General features: G+C 38.3%; 17 protein-coding genes and 1 pseudogene. 4 read left to right on the forward strand and 14 right to left on the reverse strand.

The window, feature by feature from the left end:
• Positions 1–48: 48 nt before the first annotated feature.
• The 8 genes and pseudogenes from TH67_RS00480 to selA all read right to left on the reverse strand — a co-directional run bounded on the left by TH67_RS00480 (position 49) and on the right by selA (position 10,853).
• Complete coding sequence (locus tag TH67_RS00480) at positions 49–570, reverse strand: iron transporter (protein WP_009294901.1); 522 nt, start codon at positions 568–570, stop codon at positions 49–51.
• 20 nt (positions 571–590) lie between these two features.
• Positions 591–2,534, reverse strand: coding sequence for an FTR1 family iron permease (locus tag TH67_RS00485; protein ID WP_072593887.1), 1,944 nt, complete (start codon positions 2,532–2,534; stop codon positions 591–593).
• A 314-nt stretch (positions 2,535–2,848) separates the two neighbouring features.
• Positions 2,849–3,409, reverse strand: a complete 561-nt coding sequence (fdh3B, locus tag TH67_RS00490) for a formate dehydrogenase FDH3 subunit beta (RefSeq protein WP_072593888.1) — start codon at positions 3,407–3,409, stop codon at positions 2,849–2,851.
• A gap of 80 nt (positions 3,410–3,489) precedes the next feature.
• Positions 3,490–6,396: pseudogene (locus TH67_RS00495) on the reverse strand (formate dehydrogenase subunit alpha); the annotation flags it as partial.
• A gap of 11 nt (positions 6,397–6,407) precedes the next feature.
• Complete coding sequence (locus TH67_RS00505) at positions 6,408–6,614, reverse strand: twin-arginine translocation signal domain-containing protein (RefSeq protein WP_009294906.1); 207 nt, start codon at positions 6,612–6,614, stop codon at positions 6,408–6,410.
• A 302-nt stretch (positions 6,615–6,916) separates the two neighbouring features.
• On the reverse strand, positions 6,917–7,657 hold the full coding sequence (locus TH67_RS00510; protein WP_072593891.1) for a thioredoxin domain-containing protein: 741 nt from the start codon (positions 7,655–7,657) through the stop codon (positions 6,917–6,919).
• 53 nt (positions 7,658–7,710) lie between these two features.
• Complete coding sequence (gene selB, locus TH67_RS00515; protein WP_072593892.1) at positions 7,711–9,531, reverse strand: selenocysteine-specific translation elongation factor; 1,821 nt, start codon at positions 9,529–9,531, stop codon at positions 7,711–7,713.
• The gene (selA, locus tag TH67_RS00520; protein WP_072593893.1) at positions 9,528–10,853 is read right to left on the reverse strand and encodes an L-seryl-tRNA(Sec) selenium transferase; all 1,326 of its coding nucleotides are present in this window, start codon (positions 10,851–10,853) and stop codon (positions 9,528–9,530) included. The genes selB and selA overlap by 4 nt, the downstream gene beginning before the upstream one ends.
• Before the next feature lie 153 nt (positions 10,854–11,006).
• Here selA and TH67_RS00525 point away from each other — a divergent pair, with 153 nt between their 5' ends.
• The 3 genes from TH67_RS00525 to TH67_RS00535 all read left to right on the forward strand — a co-directional run bounded on the left by TH67_RS00525 (position 11,007) and on the right by TH67_RS00535 (position 14,144).
• Complete coding sequence (locus tag TH67_RS00525) at positions 11,007–12,680, forward strand: 4Fe-4S dicluster domain-containing protein (RefSeq protein WP_072593894.1); 1,674 nt, start codon at positions 11,007–11,009, stop codon at positions 12,678–12,680.
• Complete coding sequence (locus TH67_RS00530) at positions 12,673–13,386, forward strand: TorD/DmsD family molecular chaperone (RefSeq protein ID WP_072593895.1); 714 nt, start codon at positions 12,673–12,675, stop codon at positions 13,384–13,386. Before TH67_RS00525 ends, TH67_RS00530 begins: the two co-directional genes overlap by 8 nt.
• A 125-nt stretch (positions 13,387–13,511) precedes the next feature.
• On the forward strand, positions 13,512–14,144 hold the full coding sequence (locus tag TH67_RS00535; RefSeq protein ID WP_072593896.1) for a DUF6803 family protein: 633 nt from the start codon (positions 13,512–13,514) through the stop codon (positions 14,142–14,144).
• Between the two features lie 31 nt (positions 14,145–14,175).
• Here the strand turns inward: TH67_RS00535 and TH67_RS00540 are convergent, their stop codons facing one another.
• From TH67_RS00540 to gltX, 6 genes are all read right to left on the reverse strand, one after another.
• Complete coding sequence (locus TH67_RS00540) at positions 14,176–14,865, reverse strand: MqnA/MqnD/SBP family protein (protein ID WP_072593897.1); 690 nt, start codon at positions 14,863–14,865, stop codon at positions 14,176–14,178.
• Positions 14,862–15,134, reverse strand: coding sequence for a barstar family protein (locus TH67_RS00545; protein ID WP_072593898.1), 273 nt, complete (start codon positions 15,132–15,134; stop codon positions 14,862–14,864). Before TH67_RS00545 ends, TH67_RS00540 begins: the two co-directional genes overlap by 4 nt.
• A complete protein-coding gene (locus tag TH67_RS00550) occupies positions 15,131–15,637 on the reverse strand; it encodes a ribonuclease domain-containing protein (RefSeq protein WP_072593899.1) in 507 nt (168 codons plus the stop codon). Before TH67_RS00550 ends, TH67_RS00545 begins: the two co-directional genes overlap by 4 nt.
• A gap of 9 nt (positions 15,638–15,646) precedes the next feature.
• A complete protein-coding gene (upp, locus tag TH67_RS00555; protein WP_004317747.1) occupies positions 15,647–16,273 on the reverse strand; it encodes a uracil phosphoribosyltransferase in 627 nt (208 codons plus the stop codon).
• Between the two features lie 84 nt (positions 16,274–16,357).
• Positions 16,358–17,611 carry a malic enzyme-like NAD(P)-binding protein gene (locus TH67_RS00560; RefSeq protein ID WP_072593900.1) on the reverse strand — a complete coding sequence of 418 codons (1,254 nt, stop codon included), beginning with the start codon at positions 17,609–17,611 and terminating at the stop codon, positions 16,358–16,360.
• Positions 17,608–18,987, reverse strand: coding sequence for a glutamate--tRNA ligase (gene gltX, locus TH67_RS00565; protein ID WP_072594090.1), 1,380 nt, complete (start codon positions 18,985–18,987; stop codon positions 17,608–17,610). Before gltX ends, TH67_RS00560 begins: the two co-directional genes overlap by 4 nt.
• Positions 18,988–19,057: 70 nt before the next feature.
• On the opposite strand from gltX, the gene TH67_RS00570 reads away from it, so the two are divergent.
• Entirely contained in the window at positions 19,058–19,888 is an 831-nt protein-coding gene (locus TH67_RS00570) for a peptidylprolyl isomerase (protein ID WP_072593901.1), read from the forward strand.
• Positions 19,889–19,962 lie beyond the last annotated feature (74 nt).

A 19,962-nucleotide genomic window follows, 5' to 3' on the forward strand; every position in this document is an offset into this window, starting at 1 on the left:
TAAACCCTATGAGAATTTTTAAAAAGGGGCGAGAACGCCCCAAAGTGACTATTTAACAGGACCACCTGTCCATTGAAATTTATAAGTTGTTGTGAAAGGCTCAAACCATTTACCAACACCAGTCTCTTTGTCAGCGTGGCGACCAAAGCCTTGTTTTTCTGGATTGTCGATGTGGAATTTAAGCTCATAGTTACCAACACCTGTATCCATTTTTACGTTAGCGCCGTAGTGTGGGCCATCGCTTGCAACCATTGGCATAAATGTACCTTTTTTAGTTTTACCATTATCAAGGTTTTTTAGCTCATAGTTGATCTTTAGATATGGGATCCACTCGCCTTCGCCAAAGCCGTTTTTATTGCCTTTTACAGCGTGGATGTCAGCTTCTAGGTGAAGATCAGCTAAGCTTGGAGCTAGATCAACGCCTTTTGGCTCCATGTCGATTGGCTCAAGATAAACAGCAGCTATCTCCATGCCATTAGCCTCTACAGGCTCGCCGATTGGGTGCTCTCCAGCAAGTGCAAAACCAGCTGCTAGGCTAAGTGCTAGAGCTGAACTAAGAATTTTATTCATATCCTCTCCTTTAAATAAGATTAATTTTTATTTTGTTTTGATTTCATGATAACGATGCCAACAACAAGGGCAAGCACCATAATTATTTGAGGCACTAGGCTCTCATAATATGGCATAAGTCCTAGCCAGTCTCTCATCCAGTCAGGAAAATTTAGTCCTTTTATGATAGTTGGGATGAAAATTTTGCCCTCAACTAGCTCCCCAACGCCTTTGCCAACAAAGACGATCGACATGTAAAAGATGATCGCTGATGTAAATATAAAAAATGGCTTAATAGGAATTTTAATAGCGAAAATTTTAAATAAGAAATAGACTACCAAAAGTATGATAAGGCCAACTAAAAAGCCCGCTGCTATCATAGAGTATCCGGCTGAGTCTTTTGCACCAAAAATCAGAGCTTGATAAAAGAGCACTGTCTCAGCACCCTCTCTAAATACCGCTAAAAATACAGTCCACCAAAGCGCCGTGCTTGAGCCACTTGAGATAGACTCAGATACGTGAGATTTGATGTAGTCGTTCCATTTTTTAGCGCCAGCATTTGAAAGAAGCCAGAAGCCAACATAAAATAGAAGTCCCACAGCAACAAGCATCGTGATGCCTTCCATAAGCTCTCTTTTTTGACCTGCTGCCTCGCCAAAGATGATGTTCATTATCCAAGCCATGACAAAGCTTAAGATGACAGCCACGCCAACTGAGCTATATACTACCTTACCCATAGCTTTTGCATTGCCAGTTTTTACAAGATATGCAACGACGGCTGCAACGATGATAAGAGCCTCAAAACCCTCTCTTAAGATGATAGTTAGTGCCCAGATAAATAGCGTCCAAGGTGAGTTTGAACCGCTAGTTTTCTCAAGTGCAGCTGCTAGCTGAGATGACATCTTGCTTGCACTCTCTTCAAGTGTTTTTTCGTCTGCACCTGATTTCATAAGGGCTACAAGGTTACCAAATGTAGCTTCGATAGCTGTTTTTAAATTTACATCTATCGCACCTACTTTGTTCTCCATGCCGCTACCTTCAAACTCATCAAAGTAGATATCTTGGATATCGCCCATAGCTTTAGCACTATTGCCACCTTTGTAAAGCGCGATGGCTGCTTGAATTTTGTCATTTATGTTTTTAACAGTTTGAGTGTAGTCTGTGCCACTATCTTCGCTGCTATCGCTAGATACTGCACTGCTCATATCAACTTTTGCTAGTTTTACTGTTTCAGCTGGGAGTTTAGCGATAGCGTCATACGCTAGCTTTTTGATCTCTTCTAGCTTTGCTTTAAAGTCATCTTTGCTTATGCCATTTGTGATGCCACTGATCGCTTCACCCATCTTTCTTTGGATGTCAGCATCTATGCTTTTGCCATTTTCTATATATTGGCGAACGGCGATTTCAAGTTGAGTGTTTCTATAATCATTAAATTTAGCATCTTGGATAGAATTTTTAGCATCATCTTGTTTATCGCCCTCGTAGCTTGCTATAGCTTTATCTAGAGCAGCTGATAAATTTTCAAATGCCACCTTCCACTCAGGGATAAATTTAGAAGTGTCATAGCCACTTGCAGCAGCTTGTGCTGGGCTGTCTGAGTACTCACCAACAAGCTTATGTCCATTTAAAATAACTGGCAAAACTTCAGCGATTTCACTATTTATCTGATCTATTCTTTTTTGCACATCATCTGGTGCTTCGCCAGCTTTTATCGCCTTTCTGATCTCGCCAAACTGCTTCTCCATAGAGTAAGCTTTTTTCTGACCTAAATTTATTCTGATGCCAGCTTCGACATCTTCAAACAGACCAAAATAAGCATTTTGAGTGTCGGCTACGGCTTGCTCGACATTGCCAGCTTTATACTCAGTCATCACTTTTTGCAAAGACTCTTTTATCTGAGCAGCTACTTGCTCGTAGTCTTCGTTTCTTGCCATTAGCCAAACTGGCAACAACATAATAAGCATAAATTTGAAAAATTTACTCATTAATTAAACCACCTGTAAAATATATTTTGCTGGAATATTATCAATCTTTTACTTTGATTAAAATAAAAACGATTATCATAAAAGAATGTAAATTGAAAGCACAAATAATATTTTTTACAATCTAATAATCAACTTTACGTAAATTTAGGGCTTTAGAGGGTTAGGGTTAAATTTCATATCGAGATAAAAAAGTTATATATTTTTGCTAATTTTAATAGATAAGAAAAATTATTGATGAAATTTTAGATTATAAAAATCATAAAGATAATTTAAATTTTATAAATTTAAAAGGAGAGCAAGCGCCCTCCTTATTGTTATACGTTTAGTCCTGTATTTCTTAGCATAACGCGTTTGCGGTATACATTTGACACATCAGCTGCATCACCAACCAAAAGTGCATTTGTAGCACAAACTGCTGCACACATAGGCACTTTACCCTCAGCCATTCTATTTTGACCGTAAAGCTCTCTCTCCTCGTGTGAGTTTGTTGGCTCTGGACCACCTGCACACATAGTACATTTATCCATTACGCCTTTTACGCCAAATGCTCCATCTTTAGGGAACTGTGGTGCACCAAATGGACAAGCATATAAGCAGTATCCACAGCCTATGCACTTGTGTTTATCGTGAAGTACGATGCCATCAGCTCTAATGTAGAAGCAATCAACCGGACAAACTTGCTCGCAAGGTGCGTCGGTGCAGTGCTGGCACGCGATAGTAGTTGAGACCTCTTTACCCTCGATGCCATCGTGAAGTGTAATGACCTTTCTTCTATAAATTCCCACTGGAAGTTCATGAGCAGAAGAGCAAGCAACTTGGCAACCATAACAACTAATACATCTATCAGTATCTACGAAAAATTTCATTCTTGCCATTTTATTCCTCCTTACTCTTTACCCATGGCGTCTCTCTCGCCATATTCATGGAAAAACGATGTTTTAAATGTATTTTCCTCAGCTTTTTCTATACGGCAAAGACCTGCGTTAAACTCTGAAATTTGAGTAACTGGGTCAAATCCGTAGTTAGTAACTGTGTTAAAGCTCTCGCCGATAACATAAGGCTTAGTGCCCTCTGGATAGCGAGCTGAAAGATCAACGCCTTGCATAATACCAGCGAAGTTGTATGGCATACAAATTCTATCTGGAGTTACCATCTGGCTGTGATAGCATCTTACTTTGATCTTTGTGCCTTGTGGGCTATGAATCCACATCATATCGCGGTCTTTTATGCCGTATTTTAAAGCTAGCTCTGGATTAACATTAGCAAACATCTCTGGCGTAATAGCTGATAGATATTTACTGGTTCTTTCGATCATGCCAGCACCACTTAAGTTTACGACACGTTGCGTACTAAACACAATTGGAAATTCTTTTGACCAATCTTTTGCTTGTTGCTCTGACTTAAACTTAGTAGAAACACGGAAATTTCTAGCTTGATCTTCAAATGTCGGATACTTTTGAACAAGATCCCAGCGTGGTGAGTGAACAGGCTCTCTATGTTTTGGAATAGGATCGAGGAATTCCCAAACGATAGCTCTTGCCCTTGCATTACCATAAGGTACAACACCTTTTTCACGGCATTTTTCAAAGATAATACCACTATAATCCATGCTCCAGCTTGGTCCCATCTTAGCTTTCTCTTCTTCAGTTAGAGTTATACCTAAGACTTTTTCTATATTCTCTTTTGTGATTTGTGGATAGCCACCTTTTATAGCTGAGCCAACAAGTGTTGTCTCTTCGCTAGCTAGCTGACTAACGCCATTATGTTCGAGTCCAAAGCGATTTCTAAAGCCTGAACCACCTTCAACATAAGGCTTACTCATATCATAAAGTATCGGTGTGCCAGGGTGTTTTTCATCCCATGCTGGCCATGGCTTGCCGTAGTACTCGCCTTTTACCTCGCCGCCAAGACCTATTAGCGTATCTGGGTCAAATTTATCCCAGTTTGCTTGGTGACGTCTAAACATCTCAGCAGTTCTGCCGCCATAACCGATAGAATTTCCAACCCTTGCTATCTCATTTGTCGCATCATCTGGCCATACAAAGTCATCTTTAACTTGTTTTAGCTCTCTATCTACGACAGCCATCTTCATGCCTTTTACGTACTCATCGTAAAAGCCAAATTTCTTAGCAAACGCAAACATTACTTCGTGATCGCCCTTGCTCTCGTAAAGTGGATCAACGACTTTTGTTCTCCATTGTCCTGAGCGGTTTGTAGCACTTAGGTGACCTTCATTTTCGAATGCAGTTGCTACTGGCAAGATATAAACGCCATCTTTTCTGTCTGAAAGGATAGAAATTTCATTTACAAATGGCTCAGCCACAACGATCATATCTAGTTTTGAAGCTGCTTCTTGAATTTTAGCTAGGTGCGCCATAGACGTTAGACCAGTTCCTTGAACCCAAAGAACTCTCAATGCACCACTACTAAATGTATTCTCCTCCTTCAAGACGCCTTGCCACCATTTTGAAAGTGACCAGCCTTTTTCGTTTCTCCAGTTTCTATCTTCTGGATGTTTAGGATCGTGGTAATAATACTCTTCAAAGACTGTGTTTTTAACAGGAGTACCGCCTTGTTTTGGCTCTTTTGTTGAGACTGCAAAGCGTTTAATAAATTCATCATAATCAACGCCCCAGCCTTTGCAATAATATTTCCATGCTGCATCAGTTAAGCCATAATACATTGGCAAGCTATCTGAAAGGTTACACATATCAGTTGAGCCTTGAACATTGTCGTGACCACGAATGATATTACAGCCGCCGCCTGCTTTACCCATATTTCCTAGAATTAGTTGAAGGATAGGTAAAATTCTTGTATTTGATGTACCAACTGAGTGTTGAGTGATGCCAAGTGCCCAAACAACAGTACCTGGTTTTGTGTGAGCTAGAATGTCTGCAGCTTTTAGTAGCTTATCAACTGGTACTCCAGTAACATCAGATGTAACCTCTGGTGTCCAGTGCTCAGCCTCTTTTCTTATCTCATCAATACCGTAAGTTCTATTTTCTATAAATTCTTTATCTTCCCAACCATTTTTAAGAATGATATGAATAAGACCATAAACAAGCGCAATATCAGTTCCTGATCTTTGTCTCAAATAAAGATCAGCATGTGCAGCTGTCTTTGTAAAATTTGGATCAGCTACAATTACTTTTGCATTGTTTCTATCTTTTGCTTGTAAAGTGTGCTTCATGCCACCAACTGGGTTTGCCACAGCTGGGTTCGCTCCAATGATAAATATACATTTTGAGTTCGCAGCCATATCTCCAAAGTGGTTTGTCATCGCGCCATAACCCCAAGTATTCGCCACACCGGCGACTGTTGCGCTATGTCAAATTCTTGCTACGTGATCGTTACTGTTTGTACCCCAAAATGCACAAAATTTTCTAAAGTAGTAAGACTGTTCGTTGTTAAATTTAGCCGATCCTAAGAAAACAACACTATCAGGGCCATCTTCTTTGCGGATCTGAAGCATCTTATCGCCGATCTCATTTACAGCTTGATCCCATGAAATTCTTTGCCATTTACCATCAACTTTTTTCATAGGATATTTGATGCGTTGTTTGCTGTGTGTAAGATCGATCTGATCGATACCTTTTGAGCAGTGTGAGCCCTGAGATATCGGATGGTGCATCGCCATATCTTGACGAACCCAAACACCATCTTTTACCTCGGCCTCGATACCACAGCCTGCTGAGCAAATAGAACAAATCGTTCTAACCTTTTTTGAGCCAGGGAAAGGATTTTTTATCTCCTCATCACTTGCTTTTCTTATCGTTTCATTTTCTCCAAAAGCCATTGTACTTCCAGCACCAAGTGCGGCTAGCTTTAAAAATGAACGTCTTCCTATACGTGCATCACTCATGGTTTTCTCCCTTAGTAAGCGATTTTATAGTAGGTTTCCCAGTTCTTGCTTTTTTTATAAAGCACCTCTTTTTTGTTTGACTTGCCAACGACGACACCATTGTCATCAGGAGCTAAGTCGTCACTAGTCACTTTTGCTACGGCTGAGACTGCGAGTACACCGCCGGCAGCACCGACTTTTAGAGATTTTTTTAGAAAATCTCTTCTTGATCCTTGCATTTTTTCTCCTTAGCTCTCAAACTTAAAAATTTGAGAATTTGGTTTGATTGGTCTTCACAATTTGCAACTTTAGAAATTCTAAAATATTGCAAGGCCTATTTCAGGGCTTTTTATAGCCTAGATTTAAACTCTGCAAATTTAGCATAATTGCAAGATAATCAAAGTAAATATAAAGCTTTAATTAAATATGTTAAGTTATTGTTAAAAATATAAGAAAATATATTTAATATTTTAACTTTTATGAATTTTGAGAGAAAGGCTAATTTAAAGTATAAATTCTAGGGAGAGCTCCCTAGAAAAAGTTATTTTAGATCACTTTTGTTTATAATAAATGGCACTGATCTAACGCCAGCTGAGAAATATTTTTTACGTAAAGTATCGATCTTGTCGCTCTCTTCTTTGCTAACATTTTTTTCATCCACGTTATAATCTTCAGAGAAATACTTTCTTAAAATTTTAACCTTATCGCTATCACTTTTTGCATTTTTTATATCTTTATAGATCAAAGCACTTTTTTGCAAAGATGATAGTTCATGCACTGGAGTTAGGATGATTTCAACGTTATTGTCTTTTAATGTCGTTTCGACCTTTGCTAGCTCGGCTCTACAATATGGGCATTCAGGATCTGAAAACATAATAAGAGTTGGCTTTTTGCTATCATTGCCAAGAGTTACAACATTTGCCTTGTCTTCATTTTTATAAATTTTAGCTAGTGATTTTACTAAATCAAGTGCTGCTTTTTCTGCGATTACCTTTTTTTCTTCAGCTAAATAAGACTTCTGCTCCTTTAAATTTACAACATCAGGAAACATAAGATCGCCCTTAACAAAAGTCACATCTTCTTGAGACATATCCCCTTTGCTAAATTTTAAGCTTACTTTTTCTATATCATCTAAAATTTTAGTGCGTTCTACGACTTTTACATTAACACCATCGATATTTTGATTTTTAAAAACTTCTGAGTAAAAATCTTCTATTTGCTTATCGCTTGCTGCCATTAGGCTAGTTGCCGCTAATATTGAGGCCAAAACCACTTTTTTCATTTTTTTCCTTTTAAAAAATTTGGCGGATTATATTTGCTTTTTGTAAATGAATACTAACCGCGAAAAACTCTATCATTTCCTTGCTTTATTATGTCACTCTCAAGATCAAGCTGCTCAAGATAAGCGATTACATATTTTCTACTTAGATTTAGTGCATCCTTGGCATTTGTGACATTTACAAATCCTTGGTTTTTGATGATCTCTCTTAGCTTATCAAGTGCCATTTTTAGCGAATTTCTTGTAATGAAAAGGTTATGCTCCAGCCTTACAACCCTGCCCATTGCAGTTAGTTTTTTAAGTGCATTATCGCCACTTAGCCTATCTATTTCCAGCTCATCATATATATTATAAGGTGCCGTTGGAGCTAGCTTTCCGCTTTCTAAAATTTCATAAATTTTCTCTTCAAGCCTTACTTTTAGTTTGCTTATATCAACACCCTTTTTTGTATAGACGCCATCATTTTTAGAAATCAAGTTTATACTTTCAAGCTCATCAAGTGCTTTTTGAGCCAAATTTTGACTAGCCCAAGCAAGCTTTAAGCTTATACTTTGAGCTGAGAAAACGGCAAATTCGTTCTTTTCTATCATAAATTTAACCACAGACTTTATCCGCTCAACCGCGCTTAGATCGTAGATATTTAAAGCCTTTTCATCGACAAAGACGTTTGAGACTTTTTTAGCCACATTTACGGCCTCTTCGTGACTTAGTCCAAATCTTTGATAAGAAGAGATTATGCCAAAGCCATTTTTGTGGGCTTCTTTAAGTATAGAAAATGCCCCAATGAAATCATGCTTTAAAAGTGCAGCCAAAAAGAGAATTTTGCCAGCCTTTTTTAGTGGCTCAAGCACAGGATTTAGCACTCTGCCACCGCCTATCACGCGTGCATCTGAGATAAGCACAAATGCCTCGTCAAATTTCAAAAACATATCGCTTTGAAATTTAAAAGTAACAAAGTAGCAATCATCTTTTTGGCTAAGGATTAGCACCTTTGCAGGCACATTTTTAGCTCCTACGCAAAAGGTTACGCTTTGCGAGTGAATGAGATTTTTAGCAGTTACGACCGCATCAACCTCTCTAAATCCTCTAAAATAGCCTTTTTTACTAAGTAACTGCCCTTTTTTTAACTCATTAAGCTCAATTCCTGTCAAATTTAGCGCCACACGGCTGCTAACCCCTGCATTATCTACAAATTTATCATGGCTTTGCACGCTTCTTACTAGCACCTCTTTACCAGCGTCGTAGTTAAAAAGCTTCTCATTTTTACTAACGCTTCCCTCTATAACGGTGCCAGTTACAACATTTCCGATGCCTTTTAGGCTAAAAACCCTATCGATGTAGTATCTAAAAACGCCGTCTTCATCGCGCTTTTTAGCTCTTAGCGTAAAGAGGTAGTTTCTAAGCTCGTCAATGCTTGCCTTATCCTTTATACTAACGGCAAAAATTTCTAAAATTTGCAGGTTTTTAAATTTAGAAATTTCATCTCTTATCTCTTTTTTTCTTAAATTTATAGTCGCTTCATCTACGAGGTCACACTTTGTAAGTGCCACGATCAAAGACTTCACACCAAGAAGATTTAAAATTTCAAGGTGCTCCAAGCTTTGAGGCATAAGGCCGTCATTTGCCGCCACTACAAATAAGCACGCGTCAAAGCCATACGCACCACTTATCATCGTTTTTATGAGATTTTCATGCCCTGGCACGTCGATAAATGCGATATTTTCATCATTTTTACTTAAATTTGAAAAGCTTAGATCGATCGTTATGCCACGCTTTTTCTCCTCTTCAAGATTGTCCCCCTCAAAGCCGTTTAGTTCCTTTATAAGCGCGGTTTTTCCGTGGTCGATATGCCCTGCTGTTCCTATTATTAAACTCATTTTTCTTCCGTTTCATTTATTATTTTTATTAGTTCATTTACATCGTCATCTAAAAGCGTTCTTAAATCAAGCAAAAATTTATCATTTTCTATGCGGCCGATCACCTTTTTTTGCCTAAATTTCTGCTCATTTAAAACCGCATCTCCACTAACCGCCAAAGCCACGCTTGGAATTTTTTTATTTGGCATCGCACCGCCTCCCACAAAGGTTTGTGTGTGAACTATCTCAATCGGAGTTTTTAAATTTTTATTTATAAAATTTGCTAAGCTTTCAAGCTCTTTTACGCTTTTGTGAAGCAGTTTTTGTGTTGTGATTAGCTCAAATTCTTTATTTAAATAAGCTTTCATACTCTCAGCCAAAAGCGAGATAATCACTTTATCTACGCGAAGCATTCTTAAAAGCTGGTTTTTTCTAAGTTTTGCGATGAGCTCTTTTTTGCCAATAATGATGCCGCACTGCACCGCACCAAGCAGCTTATCACCGCTAAAACTAACTAGCGAAACATCTTTTAAATTTTTTAGATCTGGCTCATTTTTGTCTAAGTTAAACGGCAAATTTCCATAAAATCCACTGCCAAGATCAAAATAATCTATCAAATTTTGCTCACATGCCAATTTACTTAGTTCATTTGCTGTAACCTCTTCGCTAAAGCCCACGATGTCGAAATTTGAGCGATGAACCTTTACAAGCATCGCCGTATTTTCGCTAATCGCCTCTTCGTAGTCTTTTAGCTTAGTTTTGTTTGTCGTGCCAACCTCTTTCAAAAAGCAGCCCGCATTTGCCATAACTTCTGGCACTCTAAAACTACCGCCGATCTCGACTAGTTCGCCTCTACTAACGACGACTTCCTTGCCCTTTGCAAAGGTGTTTAACACCAAAAATACAGCACTTGCGTTATTATTTACGACGATAGCGTCCTCAAAACCAAATGCTCTTGCGATCATCTCACCGATATAGTCATATCTGTTGCCGCGGCTGCCTGTTTTTAGGTTGTATTCAAGGTTTGAATACCCTGTGATTACCGGAGTTGCACGGCTTAAAATTTCTTTATCTATGACGCTTCTAGCAAGGTTTGTGTGAATGGTCACACCGGTTAAATTTAGCACTCTTTGAAGGCTTGATTCATTAAATTTATGATATTCATTTAGGATTAAATCTATTATTTCTTGCAACGCAAAATTTGCATTTTCATTTAAAATTTTAGCTCTAACTTCATTTAAAATTTGCCTTGCAAGCAATGTGACTAAATTTATATCAAATCCTGAAAATGCTTCGTTTTTTATAATCTTATCAACTTGTGGGATATCTCTTAAATCGCTCAATTCGTGCTCCTAGTAAGTTAGTTTTACCAAGCCGTGATTTTAACATAAAAATATTATAAATTAAACCTTAGAGCAAAAAGGAACATATAAAATTCAGAGTCTATTAATCCCATTAATATTAAAATAAGCCTGTTTTTGATAATAGGAGAAATTATGAAAGAATTTGGCTTTTATAACGATTTTGACGATACTTTAATGCTAAATGAACAGATAGAAATAAATAATGAAAAGGAAGAATATTTAGTTTCTAACTCGCCAAAGCTTAAAGCAAACATTACCGCACCTGAGATAAATTTTTATCTAAAAAATACAACTGCAAGCGTCTTAGAAAAAGCTAAAAATACACTTTTGCTTTATGAAGCAAGAGCAACTGCATTTGACATGGCAAAGGATGTTGATTACGAAAAAGAAGTCGGAAAAAACGTCGTAATAGTAAGCAACTCAGGCCGTGAGGAGCTAGCAAATTTATTAAAAGAAAATGGCTATAAAGTCATTGAATTAACGCATTTTGAAGTGAAATTTATTTATGGCGCAGCTGGCGAACTTAGTGTTTTGGTACTTAGAGCAAATGACGAATTTGAGGTCGATTGTGACTTTTTCTTGGTTGAAAACGCAAGGGATTATATGCTAAAGCAAAGCGGCTGTTATGAAATAGCTGGGCTAAAAGACGAAGCTGTGCTTAAAATTTTAAATGAAAAAACTCCAAAATTTAAGTACAAAAGCCTAACTCAATATGACTCTTCGATCTGTCAATATCACGAACGACGAAATGAAATTTGTGGACGCTGTGTTGATGTTTGTCCAACTGTAGCCATTTTAAAAGAAGACGAGACAAAGCATCTTATTTTCTCACAAATCGATTGTGTAAATTGTGGCAACTGCATTAGCGTCTGCCCTAGCGGATCTCTTGACTCTACACTTATGCCACAAAACTCATTTGCTACTATTGCCAAACTTTACAAAGGTAAAATTCCACTAATAATCTCTAATGAAACAAATTTAGATGAGCTAAATATAAGCCTACCTGAAAATGTCCTGCCTTTTTTCATATCAGCGCCACATATGTTAAATCAAGCGCATCTTATTACATTGCTTCAAGAAAGTGGTGCGAGCGCGATTTTATTTAGCAAAACTCTTGGCAAAGGCGAAAAAGACGCCATTAGCATCTTAAATCAAATTTATGAGCTTAAATTTAAAGAGACGGCGATCTATCACGCTAAAGATAAAAATGAGCTTGAAGATGTGCTCAAAAAGGCAAAATTTATAGCTGACTCACAACACACGATAAACGAATATGCCTTGCCAAAAAGAGAAATTTTTGCAAAAAGGCTCGAGTTTTTAGTAGGTAGCGAAGATCTTGGCGTGGTAAAAAGCGGTGAGATGATAAGATATGGCGATGTCAAGATAAACACTGATAGCTGTACACTTTGTCTAAGTTGCGTTGGCGCTTGTAACGTAAGTGCGCTAGTGGCTGATAAAAAGACAAATTCGATTTTATTTAATCCAAGCGTCTGTACAGCTTGCGGATACTGCGAACTAAGCTGTGCTGAAAAAGATACCATAAGCCTTGAGATTGGAAAAATTTCTCTTAAGCCTGAGTTTTTTACCTATAATGAACTGGCACGAGATGAGCTTTTTGCCTGTGTTGAGTGCGGAAAAGAGTTTGCGACTAAAAAAGCGGTCGAAAAGATCGCAACTATAATGCAACCAAGATTTGGCAACGATAGGGTTAAGATAAAAGCGCTTTACTGCTGTGCTGACTGTAAGGCCAAACTAATGGTTCAAGCCCAAATAAACGCGATGAAAGAGGATTTATTAAATGGATAAAAACATCATAAAAGCAAGATCATATTTTTACGAATTTCTAGCATATCCTATGTTTTTTTACACAAATGATGAGAAATTTTCAAGGTGGAAAGAGCAGCTAAAATACTTAAGCGCAAATCCTTTGAGCGAGGATAGTGATGCTGCGTTTAAAAATTTAGATAAATTTAGCTTTGAAGAATTTTCAAAAGAACAAAATGACGTTCTTTTTGGCTTTACAAATATCCCCTTAAGTGCTTCATTTTATGAAGAGGGCAGAGATAACGGAGCAGCTAGGCTTAGGGTTATTGAATGTTTAAAACTAAGCCCATATAGACGTGATAGCGAGCTTTGCAAAGATAGCGAGGACTACGTTGGATTTATATTTTTAGCGATGGCTACATTTTTAAAAGATGAGTTTAATGATGCAAAAAATATTAGCAATAAGCTATTTTCTGAGACCTTAAATTTATTTGTAGATGAGTTTGGCTCGCTACTTTTGGCTCACAAAGAGGCAAATTTCTTTAAATCATATACTATTATTTTAAAAGATTTCATCGACCTTGAACGCTCTATACTAAACGTAGAAGCACCGGCTAAGCCAAAAGGCGATAGTGTCGCCATGGCAGCTCTTAAGAAAGAGCCATTTCAAAGCAAGATGCCAACATTTAAAACAAAGCTTCATTGGGAGGAATTTTCTCCAGTCATCTCACACGAGTTTAAAGACTAGCTTAAATTTACTCTTAGCCAAGCTAGGAGTAAATTTAACATCCGCTTAAATTTGTTATCTTGATATTTTATAATTATTAGCAATTTGGCGTTAATCTTCTTTAAATTTTTTACAAAGGACTTACAATGGTAATGACACACTACATGGAGCTTTTATCGCTCAATCAACCTTACAATCTAATCCTCTTCATGGTGATACCTGTGGGGCTTACGGAGCTTTTAGTGGCGATGGAGTTTCTCACTATGTATCACATGGATAGCGGTAAAAATGCTGGCTATAAGGCTGTTGGCAAATTTGCTGGCATAGTGCTTGGGGTCTATTTTACAGCTCTTGTGATCTATTTTATGGCAAAAATTTATCCAAGTATAAAATGGCGTGGATATGCCGATGTCATCGCTGTCTACTCATATCTCATCAGCGTCATACCACTTCTTGGCATCGCGCTTTTAGAGCTAAATTTGATCTACAAAAACGCAAGCGAAAAGGCAAAGCTAAAGCTTCACTTTTTCCTACTCATATTTGCCTTGATCGTCGCACACGTCGCAATGATATTTGGCATGGTTGATCCTACCATAACTGGCTACAAGGCTGAAAACGGTGAGATGGGTATGCATATGAATATGCCAATGAACATGCCAGCAGATATGCCAATGCACGATCACCACAAGATGATGCAAAATATGGGTGAGATGCATATGAATATGATGATGCAAAATATGAGTGATGATAACTCAACTAATATGCACATGCATCACTAAATTTTATAGCTTCTTGGCAGCTGCTAAGAAGCTATAAAAATTTAATTCTTTTTGCTACTTTTAATAATCTATTTTCTTTAAAAAATTTTCTGAGTGATTTTTGCTCTTTTGGACCTATTTTGTAGCTTATAAATTTCAAATACCACTTGATATCTTGCTCACTTATGCCGCGACTTTTAGCATACTGGGCTAAGATATAGTTTGGGATCTTTACATTTTTTTGTAGAAATTTTGCGACCAGTTTTTTGTAAAACGAGCCATTTTTTACGTAAGAAAATCTACCAAAAACAAATGGCAAATTTGTCTTTTCGTGCCAAATTTTACCAAGATCATAAAAGCACTCTTTACCCTCGCTTAAGTATGCCTTTAGCGCCCTGTCGCCTATGATCACCTCTCCATTTAGTTTAAGCACCTTGGCTAGGGCGTTTGAGCTGGCTGAGGCAGGATCTGGCTTTGGGGCTGAGTTCTTTCGCACAAGCACGCTTTTTACATCTTTTTTGGCGACTATTCCAAAATTTAGCTTCTTTAAATTTGCCTTTTTGCTAGCTATGCTTGAGATCACCGCAGCGTCGATTTTTCTAGCGTTTAGGGCTCTATTTAGCTTGCTTGGCACGCCCTTTTTAAACTCGATCGCCTTTTTTATCTGAGAGCTTAGTGGGGCTGATTTTAAAAAAACGTGAAATGGGAGTAAATTTAGATAATCAATCTTTCCAAATATCATTTTTCATCTTTTACAAGCTCAAATTTAACTAGCTCGTTTTCGTTGCAAACATCACGAAATAGCCGAGTCAAGCTCTCTTTTGTGTCATCATCCAAAGAATTTTCATTTTTTAGCTTTATAAGCATTGGCTCATTTATCTCGCAAAGGCAGTCAAAGAGTGCGTCTAAATTTTTGCCGTAGTACTCTGGCAGGTCAAATTTCTTAGCAAAATACTCATGCATTTTTTCTTTTTCGAGCATCTTTTTGGCATCTAAGATCACGATTTTCATTGCATCCTCTTTTCATAAAGCAGGTAAAAATGCTCGTAGTGATCAGGCGTGTAGTAGATAAGTCCGTCGTTTGAGTATAAAATTCTCTCAGCGCCGCGCCTGCCACCATTATAATTTACATCGCACTCAAACCACTTTCTGCCATCAGCTTCAGGTAGCCTCTTTTCTCTGTTTGAAAATCTATCTCCGCCGATACTTTTGCCGCCGCTTATCTGCCATAAATTTCCACTTTTTGCGTCCCAGCCAAGTTCAAGTGCCTCTTTTTTGGTTATGAAATTCTTTGGAAGCTTGTTAAATTTATAGATATAAAGAGCGACCTCATCTTTTGAAGTGTATGAGCCGTTTTCTGCAAGGCTCTGGCTCTTTTGCCCCTCTTTGTTTAGCTGTTCAAGTAAAATTTGAGCGTTTTTATTTGCCTCACTACCATTATTTGAGAAAAAGAAAGTGCCAACAATTACGGCTATTACAAAGGCGACTAAGGCTGGCAAAAGTCTTTTATTCAAATTTTGCCCTTAAAGTGTGTTAAAAACTCTATCACCAGCATCGCCAAGACCTGGAACGATGTAGTTTTTCTCGTTTAATTTCTCATCGATCGATGCTGTATAGACCTCGACGTCTGGGTAAATTTCACTAAATCTCTTTAGCCCCTCAGGTGCAGCGATGATAGAGATAAATTTGATCTCTTTAACGCCCTTTTCACGCAAGAATTTGACCGCATCTATCGCCGTGCCGCCAGTTGCAAACATAGGATCGATGATGATAGCCATGCGCTCTTTTGCGTCTTTTGGAAGCTTTGCGTAGAAAAACTCAGCCTGCGCTGTCTCTTCGTTTCGCTGAAAGCCCAAAAAGCCAACACTCGCATCTGGTATGATGGTAAAGACGCTATCAAGCATGCCAAGAGCAGCCCTTAAAATAGGGCATATCATCACCTTTGTAGTTAGTCTTTTTGCGTCTGCCACCGCAACTGGAGTTTGGACTTTGACATCTTTTACCTTTAAATTTCTAGTCGCCTCAAAGATCATAAGGTAGCTAATCTCATCAACTAGCATGCGAAACTGAAAAGGCTGGGTGTTTTTATCACGTAGAATGGTTAATTTATGCTCGATCAGTGGGTGTGAGATGAGCTTCACGTTTTGCATTTTTTATCCTTAAATTTACTGTTTTTACAGGGTTTATCTTTACAAAATGCCAAAAAGAGTTTAGCCCAAAATTTGGGCTAAATTTTAAAATCCTTTTGCAAGTTTGGCTCTATAAGCCTCAACATCAAAATCTTTTACTCTCGCTACACCATCTTCAATCGCAGCTTTTGCAACTGCTGGAGCAACCGCTGTTAGCACGCGTTTGTCAAATGGTTTTGGGATGATATACTCTTTGCCAAATTTTAGCTCACTAACGCCACTTGCTTTTAAAACTTCAGCTGGCACTGGCTCTTTTGCAAGTTGTGCAAGTGCTCTAGCTGCAGCCATTTTCATATTTTCAGTGATCTTTTTAGCTCTAACGTCAAGTGCACCTCTAAAGATAAAAGGGAAACCTAAAACGTTATTTACTTGGTTAGGATAGTCGCTTCTGCCTGTACCCATCATTACGTCACTTCTTACAGCCTCAACATCCTCTGGATAAATTTCAGGCACTGGGTTTGCCAAAGCAAAGATGATAGGCTCTTTATTCATTGAAGTAACCATCTCTTTTGTAAGCACACCAGGCTTAGAAAGACCTAAAAACATATCAGCACCCCTCATCGCGTCTGCTAGAGTTCTATCCTCAGTTTCAAGTGCAAACTCTACCTTTTCAGGTGTAAGATCTGTTCTTTTTGAGTGAATGACGCCTTTACTATCTATCATTACGATGTGTTTTGCACCAAGCGCTTTATACATCTTCGCGCATGCAATGCCAGCTGCGCCTGCGCCGCTAACTACGATCTTTATCTTTGAGATATCTTTGCCAGAAATTTCCATCGCGTTTATCATGCCAGCACTTGTTATCATCGCCGTGCCGTGCTGATCGTCATGCATGACTGGGATATCGACTGCTTCTTGTAGCTTGCGCTCGATCTCAAAGCACTTTGGAGCACGGATATCTTCTAAATTTATACCGCCAAATGTCGGAGCAAGAGCCTTGCAAATCTCAACGATCTTATCTGGATCATGCTCGTCTAGCTCGATGTCAAAGGCATCAACGTTTGCAAATTTTTTAAATAAGACTGACTTTCCTTCCATAACTGGCTTACCAGCGATGGCGCCAATATCACCAAGTCCAAGAACAGCTGTGCCATCAGTGATGACGGCTACCAGATTTGCTTTATTTGTATATTTATAAGCTAGTTCATTATCAGCTTCTATCTCTTTGCAAGGCTCTGCAACGCCTGGTGTATAGGCCATTGAAAGGTCTCTTGATGTTTCGCAAGGCGTCTTTACCTTTATCTCGATCTTACCGCCTATATGGTAGTTTAATGCTTCTTCTTTAGTTACATGTGTCATTTCTCTTCCTTTAATAAATTTTGTATTCTATTTTTAGTCTCGCTACTGCCCACTACTTCAAGCACTTCAAAGATGCTTGGACTCACGCTTGAGCCAGTTAGCGCTATCCTTAGAGCCTGAGCTAGGTCTTTTAGCTTTAAGCCATTTTGCTCTAAAAATTTATTAGTTAGCTCTTCATAGCTCTTCGCGTCGAGGTCACGGTCTAAAATTTGAGCAAATTTAGCCAAGATTTCTTTGCTATTTTCATTTATAAATTTAGCCCAAGCTTTCTCATCGTAGCTTTTTGGAGCGTTGATTATCGCGTTTGCACTATTTGCCATTTCGATTAGTGTCTTTGATCTCTCACGGAGCGAATTTAGCAGTAGCTCACCCTTTACCAAAGCCTTAAAATCCACACCAAACTCAAGCATATCATGTGCTAGTCTCTCGTAAGACAGTGTCTTAATGTAGTGAGAATTTAGCCAGTCAAGCTTTTGAGCATTATAAGTGCTTGAGCTTTTGTTGATGTCGTTTGGATTAAAGTATTTAAGCATATCCTCAATAGTAAAAATCTCATCATCGCCGTGGCTCCAGCCAAGACGAACGAGAAAATTTAAGAGTGCTTCAGGCAAATAGCCCATCTTTTTATACTCCATAACATCAGTTGCGCCGTGCCTTTTGCTAAGCTTTTTGCCATCCTCGCCGTTTATCATAGCGACGTGATAAAATTTTGGAACCTTAAAGCCAAGTGCCTCGTAAAGAACGATCTGTTTTGGGGTATTTGAGAGGTGATCATCGCCGCGGATGACATCTGTTACACCCATTAATGCATCATCTATTACGACCGTGAAGTTATAAGTCGGTGTGCCGTCGCTTCTTGCGATAATGAAATCATCCAAGATATCTTCAACCTTAAATTTAACCTCGCCCTTTATGCCATCATGTATGACGATTTCGCCACTTAATGGGGCTTTTATACGGATGACTGGCTCGATGCCAGCTGGAGGCGTGCCAGTAAAATCTCTATATCTGTTGTCATATTTTGGACGCTCTTTTCTTGCCTCTTGGCTAGCTCTAAGCTCTTCAAGCTCGTCCTTGCTCATGTAGCATTTATATGCCTTGCCTTCTTCAAGTAGTTTTTTAACATACTCTTTATAAAGATCAAATCTCTTTGACTGGTAGGTCACCTCGCCGTCGTGATCTAGCTTGCACCAAGCAAATGCCTCTTTTATGGCTTGCGTGGCTTCTTCTGAATTTCGTTTTAGGTCAGTATCTTCGATGCGAAGTAAAAATTTTCCATTATTAGCTCTTGCATATAAATAATTATAAAGGGCTGTCCTAAGTCCGCCTATATGTAGGTAACCAGTAGGCGAAGGAGCAAATCTAGTAACTATCATTTTGTGCCTTATTTTTATGTTATAATTGCCCAAAATTATATTTACTAAATACTTAAATAAAGGTTTTATTATGAAAAAATTGCTCTTTTTGGCTGCTGGCATGCTAAGTGCTTTAAATTTATATTCGGCTCAGATGATAAACGGTATCGCAGCCATTGTAGAGAACGAACCAATCACGCTTTATGAAGTTTACAGCTTGAAAGAGCAGCTAAGAGCTAGCGAACAAGATGCTTTAAATTTACTCATAAGAGATAGACTCGAAGATGCTCAGATAAAAAATTTAAACATTAGCGTAACGCCATTTGAGCTAAACGATAGAATCGAATCAATCGCAAAGCAAAATGGTATGACAAATTCGCAGTTTAGAAGCTCTATCCAAGCCCAAGGCATGGACTTTTTGGAGTTTAAAAACAAAATAGAAAAAAAGATGCTTCAAGAAAAGCTTTATAAAAGCATCTTGGCTGAAGCTGGCAAAAATGTAAATGAGCAAAAAGCAAAGATGTATTTTGATGCTAATCCTGATAAATTTAAGGTCTTTAGCACCGCTAGAGTCGTAGTTTATAGAGCAAAAGATCCTGAGCTACTTGAGGCTCAAAAGACAAGTCCGAAGCTACTAGACGGCGTGCAAACACAAGAGGTTAGTTTGGACTATCAAAACATAGATCCAAGGCTTGCTGCGATCATCTCAAGCACAAATAACGGTGACTACACACAGCCTTTGCAAGGGCCTGACAGCTTTGATATGTTTTTAGTAAAAGAGAAGATCGGCTCATACACTCCAAGTTTTGCAGATGTTAAGGATAATGTTATAAACGAGCTTTATCAAGGTGAGCAAGAAAAACTTATGGCTGATTATTTTGACAAACTCCGCGCGAAAGCAAAGATTCAAATTTTAAGATAATTTCAAATTTAGCCATCCTTGGTGGCTAATTTTCTCCAAATTTCACATAACAAAAGATTACACCGCCAAATAGA

The sequence above is a fragment of the Campylobacter concisus genome (assembly GCF_001891085.1).
GTDB classification, from domain to species: domain Bacteria; phylum Campylobacterota; class Campylobacteria; order Campylobacterales; family Campylobacteraceae; genus Campylobacter_A; species Campylobacter_A concisus_O.